The following is a 15,452-nucleotide window of genomic DNA, read 5'->3' as shown; positions in this document are numbered from 1 at the left end:
GCCTCTAGTTGTTTGATTTATCCCTGCGCAGGCGTATTATGCGCTCAAAATTAATGGTTGCCGGAGACCAAATGAGAATAGCGATCTTATCGCAAGGGCCTGAGCTATATTCAACGAAGCGACTCGTTGAAGCGGCTCAATTACGTGGTCATGAAGTACACGTAATTAATCCCCTTGAATGTTATATGAATATCAACATGCGGCAATCGAGTATCCACATTGGTGGGCGAGAGTTACCCGCATTTGATGCCGTGATCCCCCGTATTGGGGCGTCGATTACCTTTTATGGTTCGGCGGTGTTGCGTCAGTTTGAGATGATGGGCGTCTATGCTTTAAATGATTCTGTAGGGATCTCGCGCTCACGTGACAAATTGCGTTCTATGCAGTTGATGTCACGCCGCGGCATTGGCTTGCCCATTACTGGATTTGCCAATAAACCGAGTGATATTCCCGACTTAATTGATATGGTGGGTGGCGCGCCTCTGGTGATTAAATTACTCGAAGGCACCCAAGGTATTGGCGTGGTATTAGCCGAGACCCGTAAAGCGGCTGAGAGCGTGATTGAAGCCTTTATGGGCCTTAAAGCCAACATTATGGTGCAGGAATATATCAAAGAGGCTAATGGCGCAGATATTCGCTGCTTTGTGCTCGGCGATAAAGTGATCGCTGCCATGAAGCGCCAAGCTATGCCCGGAGAGTTCCGCTCTAACTTGCACCGTGGTGGCACGGCAAGTTTAGTCAAATTAACCCCAGAGGAACGCTCAGTCGCCATTCGTGCGGCTAAGACTATGGGGCTTAATGTGGCTGGTGTTGACTTGCTACGCTCAAACCACGGTCCTGTGATCATGGAAGTGAACTCCTCACCCGGTCTTGAAGGAATTGAAGGCGCCACCACGAAAGATGTGGCGGGTGCTATTATTGATTTTGTTGAAAAAAATGCGATAAAAGTAAAAAAGGTGACGCAAGCACAGGGTTAATGCTCTTGCTGTCGAGTATTGACTGCGGAATATCAACACTTGATTCACCTCCTTATGGGTAACGCCGTTTAGCAAGAACTTACCCATTAAAGCGAACTGAATAGGGGTAAACGATGACATTAACTTGGATAGATTCGTTAGATATTGCGTTGGAATTACTCGAAGCACACCCAGAAGTGAATCCCACTCAGCTGCATTTCACCCAATTGTATGAGTGGGTGTTAGCCTTGGATGATTTTGCCGATGATCCTAAGCACTGTAATGAAAAAATACTGGAAGCGATTCAGCAGTGTTGGATTGAGGAAAAGTAGTGAGCACAGTGGCGATACGGTTTTTTATGTGAGGCATCTTGTCCTTTTGACGTTTAACTAAGGTGATTTACCTCACGTATCTGCAGCGGCGCAGAGAATATTTGGCGAGAGTTTGATCACAGTCAAGTTCATTTTTAGCGGATATCGTACCTTGCTGTATATTGGTTAAGGCATTTAAATGGCTTAACTTTGTTATCGCAACTGCAAGGATGTTCACATGAAACTTTTGCTTGTATTGTTATGTATGCTTGTCCCTTCAATGGCTTGGGCTCATCCAGGGCATGGCGGTGTCGGTTTATTCCATCACTTGTTAGATCTTGCTCCCGCAATCATTTTAGTCGCTTTGATTGCTTGGGCAGGTATTTGGGCTAAAAATAGAAAATAATCCCATTTTTTAACGAGTTAATGAACCCTGCTGAGGATTTATTTTCCTAGCGGGGTCTTTTGCGTGATCAAGCTGATTACGAATAAAGCGAATGTGCGCAATATCTCAGACTAATTTGCTATAAAGATAGGATTTAGCTTTTAAATTTCGTATAATCCGCGCGAATTTTTTAAACTTGCTGACAAAGGAAGCTAGTTATGGCGATCGAACGCACATTTTCTATTATCAAACCTGATGCTGTTGCAAAAAACCACATCGGTGCTATCTACAATCGTTTTGAAACTGCTGGTCTTAAGATCGTTGCATCAAAAATGTTACACCTGACCAAAGAACAAGCTGAAGGTTTCTATGCTGAGCATAGCGAGCGCGGCTTCTTCGGTGCTCTGGTTGCATTCATGACTTCTGGTCCTATCATGGTCCAAGTATTAGAAGGCGAAAACGCTGTTTTAGCTCACCGTGAAATTTTAGGTGCAACTAACCCAGCTCAAGCGGCTCCTGGTACTATCCGTGCTGATTTCGCTGAAAGCATTGACGAAAACGCGGCTCACGGCTCTGATGCTGTTGAATCTGCTGCACGTGAAATTGCTTACTTCTTCAGCGCTGAAGAACTGTGTCCACGCACTCGTTAATTCGATGCTAAGACTGAAAAAGGAGCCCTAGGCTCCTTTTTTATTGGCTGCAATTTAGCGAATACAGATTGCCGTGCGCAATGAATCTAATGCCGCGATACCAATTACATCTCGATTCACCGTTTTAAAGCGGTATTAGCGTTTGTTTTTATTGCTCTTTTAAAATTCTGCACATTTTTTTAATTTTCTTGCTTGAAATTTTCTCTCCCGTCCTTATATCTATTTCAGGATCGCTCGATGAGGGTCCTAGTGTGAATTCTGTGCCGTAAGGACAGAAGATTTAATTCGGCAGACTCTACAAACGTTTTCATCCTGAAAACAGTCCGCCAATTCTCCATATTGCTTAAGACAAGGATATGAATATGCGTACTTATGATTTAACACCACTTTACCGCAGTGCCATTGGTTTTGACCGTTTAGCGCAATTGGCAGAACATGCCGCCGCCAATAATGGCAACTCAGGTTATCCTCCATATAACATCGAATTACTCGGCGAAAATCGTTATCGCATAACGATGGCCGTAGCCGGATTCTCAATGGATGAACTTGAGATCAGCAGTGAAGGTGAAAAATTACTGGTGAAAGGCAATAAAGCCGAAAGCCAAACCGAGCGTAAATACCTATATCAAGGCATAGCTGAACGCGGTTTTGAGCGTACTTTCCAGCTGGCAGACTATGTCACTGTGCTCGGTGCAAGTTTAGAAAATGGCTTACTCAATGTTGATTTAGTGCGTGAAATTCCTGAAGCATTGAAACCACGCAAAATTGAGATCACCTCATCGCGCTTGTTAGACAGCCAGTCATAATTGACGCTGTGATAACCGCCTAAAAATAAGGGGAGCATTATGCTCCCCTTGATGTTTTGTATTGATGCGAATAATGTCCGCGAGATTTCCGTGAGAAAGCTAGGCCTTCATGGCCTTTTCGCCGCGGGCCAAACCCACCACGCCGGAGCGTGAGACTTCGACCAATTTGGTGACTTCCCCCAGCGCATGAATAAACGCATCGAGTTTATCTGACGTGCCCACCATTTGGATGGTGTATAAATTCGCCGTCACATCGACAATCTGTCCGCGGAAAATATCCGCCATACGTTTTACTTCTTCCCTAAATTCACCTTGGGCACGGACCTTAACAAGGGCGAGTTCGCGTTCAATATAAGCAGACTCGGTAATATTCGATACTTTTAACACATCGATTAACTTATGTAGCTGCTTCTCTATCTGCTCTAACACCATTTCATCGGCAACGACTGTGATGTTAAGCCGCGACAGGGTGATATCGTCCGTTGGCGCCACCGTTAAACTTTCAATGTTATAACCGCGCTGTGAAAACAAACCGACCACACGAGACAGGGCGCCGGACTGGTTTTCTAATAATACAGATATAATTCGACGCATTAGCATTTCTCCGTCTTGGTCAGCCACATTTCATTCATCGCACCACCGCGGATCAACATGGGGTACACGTGCTCAGTTTCATCCACCATGATATCGATAAAGACCAGCCTGTCTTTCATCGCCAGTGCTTCAGCCATTTTTGACTCAAGTTCGGCGGGATCGCTGATCGTCATTCCAACATGACCATAGGCCTCGGCAATTTTGGCAAAATTTGGCACTGAATCCATATAGGAATGTGAGTGACGGCCAGAGTAAATCATGTCCTGCCATTGTTTTACCATGCCAAGGAAACGATTGTTTAAGTTGATGATTTTTACTGGCGTATCATATTGCAGTGCGGTCGAAAGCTCTTGAATGTTCATCTGGATAGAACCATCACCCGTGACGCACACAACGGTGGCATCCGGCATCGCCATTTTAACGCCCATTGCGGCGGGCAGGCCAAAACCCATAGTCCCTAAGCCACCTGAGTTGATCCAGCGGCGCGGCTTATCGAACGGATAGTACAAGGCGGCAAACATTTGGTGCTGGCCAACATCTGATGCGACATAGGCATCACCATTGGTTAGCTTATACAAGGTTTCAATCACTTGCTGTGGTTTGATACGGCCACTGTTTTTGTCATAGGCCAGACAATCGCGGCTGCGCCATTGTTCAATGTCATTCCACCAAGTGGCAATGGCATCGTTGTCGTTGTGTTCGTTCGATTCATCTAACAGTGCCAACATGCTGTCTAAAATACTGTCGGCCGAACCCACGATAGGAATATCTACGTGGATAGTTTTCGAAATAGAAGAGGGATCGATGTCGATGTGCAAAATGGTCGCGTTCGGACAGTATTTTTCCACATTATTGGTGGTTCTATCGTCGAAGCGTACACCAATACCGAAGATCAAATCGCAGTTATGCATTGTCATGTTGGCTTCGTAGCGACCGTGCATCCCAAGCATGCCTAAACTGTTTTTGTGAGTGCTTGGAAAAGCGCCAAGCCCCATCAGCGTGCTGACGACGGGAATATTTAATCTCTCAGCTAATTGCAGAATTTGCTTATCACAACCTGAGATAATTGCGCCGCCACCGACATAAAGTACCGGTTTTTTCGCGGCTAATAGAGCTTGAAGACCACGGCGGATCTGACCTTTATGGCCTGATGTCGTTGGATTATACGAGCGCATTTTGACGCTTTCTGGGTAGCAATATTCGTGCAGCAGGGCGGGGTTTAAACAATCTTTTGGCAGATCGACAACCACAGGGCCGGGACGGCCAGTAGAGGCAATGTAAAAAGCCTTTTTAATAATTTCAGGAATTTCAGTCGGATCTTTAACTAAAAAGCTGTGTTTCACCACAGGGCGAGAGATACCTATCATGTCGCATTCTTGGAAGGCATCGTTGCCGATAAGATTGCTCGGGACTTGACCCGATAACACCACAAGGGGAATAGAATCCATGTAAGCGGTAGCAATACCGGTAATCGCGTTGGTCGCGCCTGGGCCTGAGGTGACTAATACCACGCCCACTTTACCCGTGGCACGGGCGTAGCCATCGGCCATGTGTACGGCGGCTTGTTCGTGGCGAACGAGTATGTGTTCAATACCGGGGATAACGTGCAGGGCGTCGTAGATATCTAAAACTGAACCGCCAGGATAGCCAAAAATGTGCTTTACGCCTTCATCGATCAAAGAACGCACTATCATGCTGGCGCCGGATAACATCTCCATGTGGAACTCCTATTGCATAGTACCGTTACGGTAAACAGTATCTTGTTACAGCGACGGTAATCGCTCTAAAAATTAAGCCTGAATGGTAATTCAGACTCCGAAATGCTGAACTGACTTCGTCGAAGACAAGTGACTCATCCCTTAGGATGCAGCAACTGTTGCAATGAACAGAATTTCATCATATTCAAAAAAAACAACATTTCAAGCCTTTTATGTAAAAAATAACCAACTTGAAACAATTTCACGTTTGAATGACTCGATAACTTGCTTGAATCGCCAAGTAACCTAGGCTGGTTTATGGGCTTATCTTATATTTTTCAGATTGTTAGATGCTTAAAAAGCAAAAACGGCACTAAAAGTGCCGTTTTGGTGTTGGAGGTTAGATAAGCAGATACTTAACTGTCGCGATTAAATATTACTTATTTGCTACATCTGTGAAAGCCAATGCGCTGTTTTATGCGATCAAACATGTGTTGCCTATGTGGCATTGGTATCCATGGCTCTTAGAAATAGACCCTTAAAAATAGATCCTTAAAAATAGCTCCTCAAACCGTCGGCGGTATTTGATGCTTTGGACGATTGAATTGGCAAATACCGACTAACACAATAGAACCTAACATGAGGGCAGAGAAGGGCACGGCTGTGCCATCGTAAAACACTGCCAATAACGGGCCCGCCAGTGCGCCACAGCCAAATCTTAAGGTGCCAATAACTGCGGTTGCGGTTCCTGTTTCTTGTTTAAACTTCATCAGTACTATCGCATCGGCATTGACTGACATCACCCCTAGGCTACCCATCAAAGGAATAAGCATGATCACGGTAAAGTGATAGCTCATATCCAGCAGGTTTACGGTTAATAAACCGACACCAGCAATCGCCCCGAAAAAGGTCGACACATGCAACATACGTAGCGAACCATAACGGCCCACGATGCGCGTATTAATGATATTGGCCAACATCAACGCGCCGACGTTAGTGCTAAACAAGATAGCAAAATAGGATTTATCTAAGGCAAAGACTTCCATGTAAACGAAGGGCGATGCGGTGAGATAACAGAAAAATGAAAAAGACGTTAACACGCCACTGGCAATGTTTAACTTAACGCCAGGGCGGGAAAATACGGTCGCATAGGCGCCAAGAAACGATTTTTGGCTGCGGGTATCCATATCTTTATCGCTGGGCATTTTTAGCGCAAATAGCACCAGTAATAACAGGGTTGCGGCATAGGCGGATTGAATGAAGAAGATTAAATGCCAATCACCGAGTTCGAGGATCACGCTGCCAATGCTAGGTGCGAGTAATGGTGCTAACATCATGATTAAACTCACGTATGACATACCCTTGGCGGTATTGTCACCATAGACTTCTTTGATGTATCCCGGCACCACCACAGTCGCAGCCGCGCCGATAAAGGCCTGTAAAAAACGTAGTCCAAGAAAGACTTCGACTTGACCCGCAAACCCAATCAGTAAGCTGGTGAGCATAAATCCACTCAGTCCCAATATCACCATAGGGCGACGACCAATGCGGTCGGCTAGGGGGCCGAAACATAACATGCCCAGTGCGTAACCCGCTAAGTAGATACTCAGGGACTGTTGTACTGTCGTGACATCGGTATGAAAACTGAGTGCCAATGTCGACATCGCAGGTAAGTACATGTCGATGGCCAATGGCGTGATCGCGACAATCGCCGCAAGCATGGGAATAAGCAGCGCTAAATTCGGTATACGTCTGCCGTTATGGGCAGAAGGTTGTGATTGTGGGTCCACTGTTACCTCGGGTGGCGAAAGAATTGAAAGCGTATTTCACAGGTTTATGCGGTGTGGTTTAAATTGTACTAGGACAATTCACGATTAATCCGCCATTTTTAAGCCAGTTCCTGCGCTACCAGTTTCTACACTAAGCGCGAGAGCACATGATCAAGATCATTGGCGGGGTTTAGGCAAAAGTGAATTGCGGTATTGTCTATTTGCACAGTTCAGACAGTAAGCAATAGCATAGTAAAGTGCTCGGACAAATAAACCAATCTTTGCGCTGATTTCTTTACTGTATTTTACCGATTAAATTGTAACTAAGTGGTAAGTTTGATTATCGAGGCATCACTTTAGTGGATTGAGCCGTTATCTTCACAAGATTCTTCATTTAAATCTTTCTTATCAAGTCTTTCTTATCAAATCGTAGCCCTTTGTAACTCTGTTCTTTACACCTTAGTCCTTCACATCCTTATGGTTCAAACTGACTCATTCTAAAGTGCGAGCTGTCATCTGAGTGTCACGGCTTTGTCATCCCAGCGTCTTTTATGCTGACTAGTTTAGTGGGCTTTAGCTTCACCCTACTAAAAATAAAATATTCAGGAATGACACGATGAAAACACAACGACTTCCGCTAGCCGCAGCCATTATGGCGAGCTTATTACTTGGAGCCTGCAGCGGTGATGATGGCGCAGCAGGTGATAAAGGCGACAACGGCTTAAATTCACTGGTTAAAGTGACGGCATTGAATATCGGTGATGCACATTGTCCCGCCGGTGGTCAGCGTATCGATACCGGATTAGATGCTAACAATAATGGACAATTAGATGACAGCGAAATTGCAGCAGCGCAAACCCAATATGTTTGCCAGCCACAAACTGCAGGCTTAAAAGCTGAGTTAATTGGTCGTCATCAGACTGGCGTTTATGGCTTAAGTGCCGCCGAAATCGTTGAATATCACAGTGCATCTAACCGTATTTTTGTGGTCAATGCCATTAGCGGTAAAGTGGACATTATTGATGGCAGTTTATTAGCAACGGCATCCAATGCCGCTGATCCGTTAGCATTGAATAATCTCGAAAAATTTGGCGAACTTGATGTGGCTAAAGACGTTGGCCAAACCTTTATGGGTAGCGTTAACAGTGTGAGCATTTCAGGCAACTTGTTAGCGGCTGCAATTGAACGTGGCGATGCTGCCGGCAATAAAACCCAAGCCAATGGTTTTGTCGCTTTTTATCAGCTTAACGGCACAGATGCACCACAGTTTATCAGCGCGGTAGAAGTCGGCGCTTTACCCGATAACGTGGCATTTACCCACGATGGTAAAACCTTATTAGTGGCCAATGAAGGCGAGCCAAATCCAGTCTATACACTAGATCCTGAAGGCAGTGTGGCGCTGATTGCAATTACTGACGGTAAGCCAGCAGCCACTGCGACTATTATCGGTTTTAGTGAATTTAATCAGGGCGGTGCACGTGCCAGTGAGATCACGCCAGACATTAAAATCAATGGTCCAATGGCGAGTGTGGCGCAGGATTTAGAACCTGAATATATCGCGATTAGCCAAGATAACCGCCGTGCGTTTGTCAGTTTGCAAGAGAACAATGCCATTGCCGTAATTGATATCGCCAATGCCAAAGTCGCCAAGATTTTACCACTAGGCCTTAAGGATTATGGACTTGAGGTGAATAAAATTGATGCGAGTGACAAAGACAATCTTGTCAACCTGCAAAGTTACACAGGCGTCTACGGCATGTATCAACCCGATACTGTCGCGACTTACCGTTGGAACAATACCGACTTTATCGTTACGGCCAACGAAGGTGATTCCCGTGATTATGCAGGCTTTTCTGAAGAAGCCCGCGCAGGGGATTTAGTGCTCGACCCTAATCACCCACAATTTGCCGCCGCAAAAGATAAAACGCAGTTAGCCCGCCTTAAAGTGACCACTAGCATGGGGGATGACGATAAGGATGGCGACTACGACAGGATAGTCAGCTTCGGTGCTCGCTCATTCTCGATTTGGAGCGCAGACGGTCAGCAAGTCTTTGACAGTGCGAGTGATTTTGAACGTATTACCGCGGCACTTTTAGGCAGTAACTTCAACAATAATAACGAAGAAAATAAAGGTGATAGCCGCAGCGATGATAAAGGACCAGAGCCAGAAGCCTTAGCTCTGGGTCAAATTGGCCAACGACTATATGCCTTTATTGGCTTGGAGCGCACTTCAGGCTTTATGATTTATGACGTGACCAATCCCTTCGATGTGCATTTTATCGACTATGTTGTGAATCGTGATTTTGATGCCGACTTTGTTATCAATACAGATACGGGTGAAGTCAAAGGGGATGCAACATTGGCGGGTGATTTAGGGCCAGAAGGGATGAAATTTGTCAGTGCCGATAAAAGCCCTAACGGTAATCCTTTGCTAATCATAGGCAATGAAGTCACCGGTACGACGAGTGTTTACCAACTAAAGATTAAATAATGGTGCGTTAGTGATTTATAGCTAATTGCTCCTTCATCATGCTTGTCAGTTACCTCAGCGCCACTAGCATACATGCTACTGGCGCTTTTTTATGCTCTCTAATTTTATAAATTAGCCATTTAGTGTGAATTAACTTCATCTGACATGGCGCATAAAAATTGGCTGAGTTCGGAGGTTTTTAAGCGCAATTACACCACTGAATAGGCATTTTGTACCAGGGAGTGAATCGTCGCCTCGATACACTCAATCGCATGTTGAAATTGACTGTCGTTTTCGGCGCCGCCAAGGCTCAAGCGAATAAAATTGTCATGGCAATTAAAGTCATCTCCATTACGGATCAAAATGCCTTTAGCGGCCAGTGCAGTGACGAGGTGATGGGCTTTGATATCTTCTGGCAGTTGCAGCCAACCGTTCAGTCCTCGCCAAGTTTGGGTTAATCCCAGTCGTTCGCCCATGGCGATACAGAGACGTTGCCGTTGGCGAACTATGGTATCGCGATCGGCAGTGATTTGGCCTTTCTTAATCAACTGACAGGCTATTTCAATGTTCAGCGGCGATACCATCCAGCATTGGCTATGAATCGCGAGTCGCACTTGGGCGATAAGTGGTTCAGGCACCAGAATAAAACCTTGCCTTAGGCCGCCAGAAAACAATTTGGACAGACTAGAAATATAAATCACCCGTGGGATAGCCAGCTGTTTTGCTAATTGCCACAGGGGCGAATGCCACTCTTCGGGTAAACAATAATTCACATCATCTTCAATGATATAAAACTGATACTGCTCGGCCAATTCGAGGAGTTTTTGCCGCTGCGACTCACTGTATTGAATACAGGTAGGGTTTTGATTATTCAGGGTTAGATAGACTAACTTGGGATGATGGATTTGCACTAACGCCTCAAAGCGGGCGAGATCCACACCTTCATGGGTGAGGGGCACACCAATGCTGGTCACGCCGAGTTGCTTAGCGCAAATTCTCACGCCTGGATAACTGTATTGCTCGTGCAGCAGCACATCACCCGTCGATAAAAATGCACTCAAACAGGCAAAAATCGCTTGCTGGCCGCCATGGGTAAAGATCAGTTGCTCAGGCGTTTGTTGTATGCCGCGTTGGTTAAGCCATTGGTGAAACACTTGTTGGTGTTGATCTAATGGACTGGCGCGATAACCCAGTAACTGGCTGAGCTTTGTCGGGTCTTTTGCTAATTGGCTGAGGCAATCACTGAGGGTGCTAATTTGATCTGTGAGTGGCTGCTGGCAGGTCGCCATATTCAATTGTACGTTACCTATCTCTGGTACTGGGGAGGCGTTGACATAGGTGCCATCACCGACGCGTGCTTCAACGTAACCCCTTTGTTCCGCCAATGCATAGGCGCGGGTTACAGTGCCAATAGTGATGCCTAAGGCATCGGCTAAACGGCGCTGCGGGGGCAGTTTACTGCCTTGGGTTAACACTTTCTGCAAAATGCCTTGTTCTATCGCACTGACTAAGCGCTGATATTTCGGGCCTGAAAAAGCAGTTAGGTCTGGCGTCCAGATTGTACCCATGACAATAAATCCATTGATCTCTAATATTCTCCGTATATTATTTATTGCATCTGTTTATGTCAATAAATGTATGCATACAATTTAAGGTGAATATGAATACTGCATTACTCTACGATCCACAATTATGGACTTTGATGGCCTCGACTGCGCTGTTTTGCGCCACTATGTCTATGACGCCCGGACCAAACAATGTGCTATTGGCCAGTTCCGGTGCGCATTTTGGTGTGCTGCGTACCGTGCCGCACATTGCAGGGATCCGCTTGGGTTCGACCTCTTTACACCTTGCGGTGTTATTCGGGCTCGGAACCTTGTTTGAAGCATTACCGGTATTGCACCAAGTATTGAAATATTTCGCTTTGGCATATTTACTGTATCTTGCGTACAAATTAGTGACGTCCCCAGTGCAGAGCACGCATCTTGATGACGGCCGAAAACCTATGACCCTGATAGAGGCCGCCTTATTCCAATGGATTAACCCTAAGTCTTGGATGTCGACAATTACCCTGTGCAGCGCATTCACATTAGGCGGCGATGGTTTTTGGCTCAGTGCCTTTCTTGGGGTATTAACCTTTAACTTAGTGGGTTTTCCTGCGTCATTTACTTGGGTGTTTGTCGGTGCGGCGATCAGTAAGAAACTCAATACGGATAGACGTAAGCGTCATTTTAATTGGTTTATGGGCAGTTTACTTTTAGTATCTCTGCCGATGATATTGCGCTAACTTAGTGTTTATTCAGCGCCTAACTCCATAAATATTCTGAGGAAAATATTCGCGTAATGATTGGCTTTATGCCATAACCAACATACTATTGCTGGCTTTTAGGTAATGACCTTTTCGCTGAATATTTTCAGTCTCGGTTATACTGATTAGTGCTTATCTTGATGGTGTGAATGGAGGTTGCCGAGTGAAGTTCCCTAGTTTGATTTCGTTTATGCCGGGATTGGCGCAATTATTACAATATGAAAAGCAATGGCTTAGGGATGATGTGCGCGCAGGCTTGTCCGTTGCCGCCGTGGCATTACCCGTCGCTATTGCCTATGCCCAGCTCACAGGCGTCAATGCTGCTGTGGGTTTATACTCCTGCGTTTTGCCTATGCTGGTATACGCGCTATTTGGCACCTCAAAGCAATTAATCGTGGGTCCAGATGCGGCGACCTGCGCCGTTATCGCCGCCGTTGTTACGCCCCTTGCTGCGGGCGATAGTATGAAGCATTGGCAGTTAGTCATGACCATGACAGCCATGACAGGCTTTTGGTGCTTGATCGCGAGCCGTTTTAAGCTGGGTGTGCTCGCTGACTTTCTGTCAAAGCCGATTTTGATGGGATTGCTTAATGGGGTCGCGATCACCATTATCGTCGGACAATTTTCGAAGATTTTTGGTTTTACCTTTGACGAGCGCTATTTAATCGAACGCCTCAGCGGCGCCCCTTCTTATTTATCAAAAACCCATTGGCCGACCTTGACTATGGGGATGGTGACGCTGGCGACCTATGCCTTAGTGAAACGGTTTCGTCCACAATGGCCCGCATCTATGTGCGCGATGGCGATGGCAGCGCTCCTTGTTTGGGTATTTAACCTGACGAGCTTTGACATTAGCGTTGTCGGAGAGGTGACCTCTGGTTTACCTTCATTCCAAGCACCGGCTTTTGATTTGGGGATCGCCCGTGAGTTGGTGGTGCCAGCGCTCAACTTAGCCATGGTGAGCTTTGTGAGCATGATGCTGACGGCCCGAAGTTTTGCTGCAAAAAATGGTTACGATATAGATGCAGATAAAGAATTCAGGGCATTAGGTTTAGCCAATATCGCATCTGCCATCTCCCAAGGGTTTGCGGTGAGCGGCGCCGATTCCCGCACTGCGGTGAACGATGCTAATGGCGGCAAGAGCCAGTTAGTGTCCATCATTGCTGCGGTATTGATTGGCGTTGTGGCGCTGTTTTTTACTGCGCCGTTGAAGTACATCCCTAGCGCAGCATTAGGGGTGGTATTGGTGATTGCCTCTATTTCGCTTATCGATCTTAAGTCGCTGTGGAATCTGCGTGTGCGCGATAAGTCAGCTTTCTTGCTTGCGTGTATTACCTTGTTCTCCGTGCTGTTCATTGGGGTGATTCCTGGGATCACTTTGGCCGTGTTACTGGGGTTATTCCAGTTCCTTGCTACGGTAATGCGCCCCACGGATCAAGTACTTGGCTTAGATCATAAGGGCGTTATCCGTAGCGTCGATGATTCGGGTAAAGCCAAATCTGTGCCTGGCGTGTTTATGTATCGCTTTAATTCACCGTTAACTTACTTTAATGCGACGTATTTTAAGCGCCGTTTACTGGAAAAGTTTATTCGGGAATCTGAGCCTGTCGATTGCATCATTATTGATGCTGTGCCTTGCTTTACCCATTTAGATTTAAGCGTGATGGCCATGCTGGCAGATTTACATCAATTGCTTAAAAAGCGTGGAGTACGCTTAGTGCTTGCGGGACGTAAACGACAGATGCTGAGTTGGTTCGAGCAAGCGGGCATGCAGACAGGGGAAGGCGGCATTCTGATCCGGCCAGATTTGTATCTCGCCCTTAAAATGAATCAAAGCTATAAACAAGCCTTGGCAGAAGGGCAAGCGCCTGTAATCCAAAAAGTCCCCGATGATGCTGTGCTGTTGCATAGCCATTTATAGCGAATGATTTAAATTTTAAGGTTGTGTAAAAGAGGAATCATTAAAATAGCGCAGCCTAAGCTTGCGCTATTTTTTTGCGTGTTTCAGTACTTGTTTAAGTGCTTGTAAGTATTTATTTAAATGCTTATTTATGTGCTTTGACTCGTATTGAAATGAGTCTTTGAATTAGGCGGGTCAATGATGCCGTAGCAAGTTTTATCGCCCAATGTGATGGTGTTTGACGGCTTAGTCTTTGAGAATTCTATCGAGGGGAATAAAACCGTGATAACCGTAATATCCCATTGGGCCGAGGATCAGACTCAGAAAGCACCATAACCATTTTTTGTTGGTGCTGAGATCCACTTTACTCTTGAAGGCTCGAAGGGCGAAAAGAAAATGCAGTAGCATCAGGCCCCCAAGCATAATAATGATATTGATATCCATATGTTCCAACTGCCTTATCCTTGTGTTCTATCATTCACGCCTTTGAAAGATATTAAGCGCGGTTACATTTATCTTGAGAAGCTTGCCTAGTGATCTGTAGCTAAATTAGCGACCTCACTAACTGTCAAATACCTTACTCGAATATTTTACCGATGGCTATAACATAAAATAAAAATAATCTTTAAATCTTATTGGCTTACATGTCTCCTAACAAGCAAGTTGGAGAATGGCTAGCGTCCCAGATCACATATTTTTCCATCGCACGAATAAATATTTCACTCGAAATGAGGTTTTCTAGCCAAGCGGCGAGTCGCGGAAAATCATCGCTCAGTGCACGTTTAAGATCCACTGCGGCAAATTGGCGTATAAAAGGCACGATGGCGTAGTCCGCAAGACGAGGTGTCTCGGCGACTAAAAAGGAGTGTTGCCCTAAGCATGCTTCAAGTTGCGTGAGGAAATGGCTCGCTTGCTGGTAATAGTCGGCTTGCGTTTGTTCAGGGTAACGGTCAGCATATTTATAGCGGTCGAGCCATGGCTTAAATTGCTGATCATTTTGCGCAATAAGTTGCGCCATTTTATCTGCAATTACAGGGCTTTGCTGACATAGCAGATCTAAGGGATCAGCTTGCGTTAGTGCCCAGCGCATGATCTCAATACTTTCGGCAATCACTTCGCCATTGGCTAGCACTAATACCGGCACTGTCCCTTTGGGCGAAGCGGCCAGCATTTGCGCTGGTTTAGCTTTAAGGGTGATTTCGCGGACTTCAACATTGCATTGGGCGAGTAAGAGTCCCAAACGCGCTCGCATGGCATAGGGGCAACGGCGAAAAGTGTATAAGACGGCTAGAGCCATTAGGATTTCCTCTACTGTGCGGCGCTAATGCGACGCAAGTTAGTGCGATGTACGCAGATGTCGGCTTGTGTCCTCTACATGTACATGCTTATTGACGACGCGAGTGTGCCAGTACGAATGCCGCGTGCCAATCAGGCAGTGTGCAAAGGGCGCAGATGGTAACGCTTTCATGTTGAAATTTCTGCTTAATTTGCCAGCAGAAAATGATTTTTCTTACCTCCGTGCGTAAAGAATTAAAGACCCTGTATTTTATCTGTGTTTATCTTGCTGTGACTCAGGTAGAATTCCGCGCTATTTTGGGATCTGTAG

Annotated in this window: 14 protein-coding genes; 8 read left to right on the top strand and 6 right to left on the bottom strand. The window is 45.8% G+C overall.

The window, feature by feature from the left end; genetic code table 11:
* The first annotated feature begins 71 nt into the window (after positions 1-71).
* The 5 genes from rimK to Q4Q49_RS01490 all read left to right on the top strand — a co-directional run bounded on the left by rimK (position 72) and on the right by Q4Q49_RS01490 (position 3,108).
* Positions 72-977, top strand: a complete 906-nt coding sequence (gene rimK / locus Q4Q49_RS01510) for a 30S ribosomal protein S6--L-glutamate ligase (protein WP_006081851.1) — start codon at positions 72-74, stop codon at positions 975-977.
* Between the two features lie 113 nt (positions 978-1,090).
* Entirely contained in the window at positions 1,091-1,288 is a 198-nt protein-coding gene (gene iscX / locus Q4Q49_RS01505; protein WP_063883516.1) for a Fe-S cluster assembly protein IscX, read from the top strand.
* Between the two features lie 217 nt (positions 1,289-1,505).
* Positions 1,506-1,673 carry a hypothetical protein gene (locus Q4Q49_RS01500; RefSeq protein WP_106650660.1) on the top strand — a complete coding sequence of 56 codons (168 nt, stop codon included), beginning with the start codon at positions 1,506-1,508 and terminating at the stop codon, positions 1,671-1,673.
* Positions 1,674-1,870: 197 nt separating this feature from the next.
* Positions 1,871-2,302 carry a nucleoside-diphosphate kinase gene (gene ndk / locus Q4Q49_RS01495; RefSeq protein ID WP_006081848.1) on the top strand — a complete coding sequence of 144 codons (432 nt, stop codon included), beginning with the start codon at positions 1,871-1,873 and terminating at the stop codon, positions 2,300-2,302.
* 362 nt (positions 2,303-2,664) lie between these two features.
* Positions 2,665-3,108, top strand: a complete 444-nt coding sequence (locus tag Q4Q49_RS01490) for an Hsp20 family protein (RefSeq protein ID WP_006081847.1) — start codon at positions 2,665-2,667, stop codon at positions 3,106-3,108.
* Between the two features lie 99 nt (positions 3,109-3,207).
* Here Q4Q49_RS01490 and ilvN read toward each other — a convergent pair whose 3' ends face one another.
* The 3 genes from ilvN to Q4Q49_RS01475 all read right to left on the bottom strand — a co-directional run bounded on the left by ilvN (position 3,208) and on the right by Q4Q49_RS01475 (position 7,189).
* Positions 3,208-3,702, bottom strand: coding sequence for an acetolactate synthase small subunit (gene ilvN, locus Q4Q49_RS01485; RefSeq protein WP_006081846.1), 495 nt, complete (start codon positions 3,700-3,702; stop codon positions 3,208-3,210).
* Positions 3,702-5,420: an acetolactate synthase 3 large subunit gene (locus Q4Q49_RS01480; RefSeq protein WP_006081845.1), complete on the bottom strand. Its 1,719-nt coding sequence runs from the start codon at positions 5,418-5,420 to the stop codon at positions 3,702-3,704. Before Q4Q49_RS01480 ends, ilvN begins: the two co-directional genes overlap by 1 nt.
* Positions 5,421-5,965: 545 nt before the next feature.
* A complete protein-coding gene (locus Q4Q49_RS01475; protein WP_006081844.1) occupies positions 5,966-7,189 on the bottom strand; it encodes a multidrug effflux MFS transporter in 1,224 nt (407 codons plus the stop codon).
* 595 nt (positions 7,190-7,784) lie between these two features.
* Between Q4Q49_RS01475 and Q4Q49_RS01470 the strand changes: the two genes are divergently transcribed.
* Positions 7,785-9,659, top strand: coding sequence for a choice-of-anchor I family protein (locus tag Q4Q49_RS01470; protein WP_311998448.1), 1,875 nt, complete (start codon positions 7,785-7,787; stop codon positions 9,657-9,659).
* A 188-nt stretch (positions 9,660-9,847) separates the two neighbouring features.
* Here Q4Q49_RS01470 and Q4Q49_RS01465 read toward each other — a convergent pair whose 3' ends face one another.
* Positions 9,848-11,206 carry a PLP-dependent aminotransferase family protein gene (locus Q4Q49_RS01465; protein ID WP_311998447.1) on the bottom strand — a complete coding sequence of 453 codons (1,359 nt, stop codon included), beginning with the start codon at positions 11,204-11,206 and terminating at the stop codon, positions 9,848-9,850.
* A 92-nt stretch (positions 11,207-11,298) separates the two neighbouring features.
* On the opposite strand from Q4Q49_RS01465, the gene Q4Q49_RS01460 reads away from it, so the two are divergent.
* Positions 11,299-11,925, top strand: a complete 627-nt coding sequence (locus Q4Q49_RS01460; protein WP_311998446.1) for a LysE family translocator — start codon at positions 11,299-11,301, stop codon at positions 11,923-11,925.
* A 184-nt stretch (positions 11,926-12,109) separates the two neighbouring features.
* Positions 12,110-13,867 carry a SulP family inorganic anion transporter gene (locus Q4Q49_RS01455; protein ID WP_259504032.1) on the top strand — a complete coding sequence of 586 codons (1,758 nt, stop codon included), beginning with the start codon at positions 12,110-12,112 and terminating at the stop codon, positions 13,865-13,867.
* Between the two features lie 225 nt (positions 13,868-14,092).
* Here the strand turns inward: Q4Q49_RS01455 and Q4Q49_RS01450 are convergent, their stop codons facing one another.
* Together Q4Q49_RS01450 and Q4Q49_RS01445 are read right to left on the bottom strand one after the other, a co-directional pair.
* Complete coding sequence (locus Q4Q49_RS01450; RefSeq protein WP_126493490.1) at positions 14,093-14,290, bottom strand: hypothetical protein; 198 nt, start codon at positions 14,288-14,290, stop codon at positions 14,093-14,095.
* 196 nt (positions 14,291-14,486) lie between these two features.
* Positions 14,487-15,143: a glutathione S-transferase gene (locus tag Q4Q49_RS01445; RefSeq protein ID WP_311998445.1), complete on the bottom strand. Its 657-nt coding sequence runs from the start codon at positions 15,141-15,143 to the stop codon at positions 14,487-14,489.
* Positions 15,144-15,452: the final 309 nt, after the last annotated feature.

Origin of the sequence: Shewanella sp. SP1S1-7 (assembly GCF_031932105.1) — a bacterium.
GTDB lineage: Bacteria > Pseudomonadota > Gammaproteobacteria > Enterobacterales > Shewanellaceae > Shewanella > Shewanella baltica.
The sequence above is the reverse complement of the archived record's forward strand: the minus strand, read 5'-3'. Positions and strand labels throughout refer to the sequence as shown.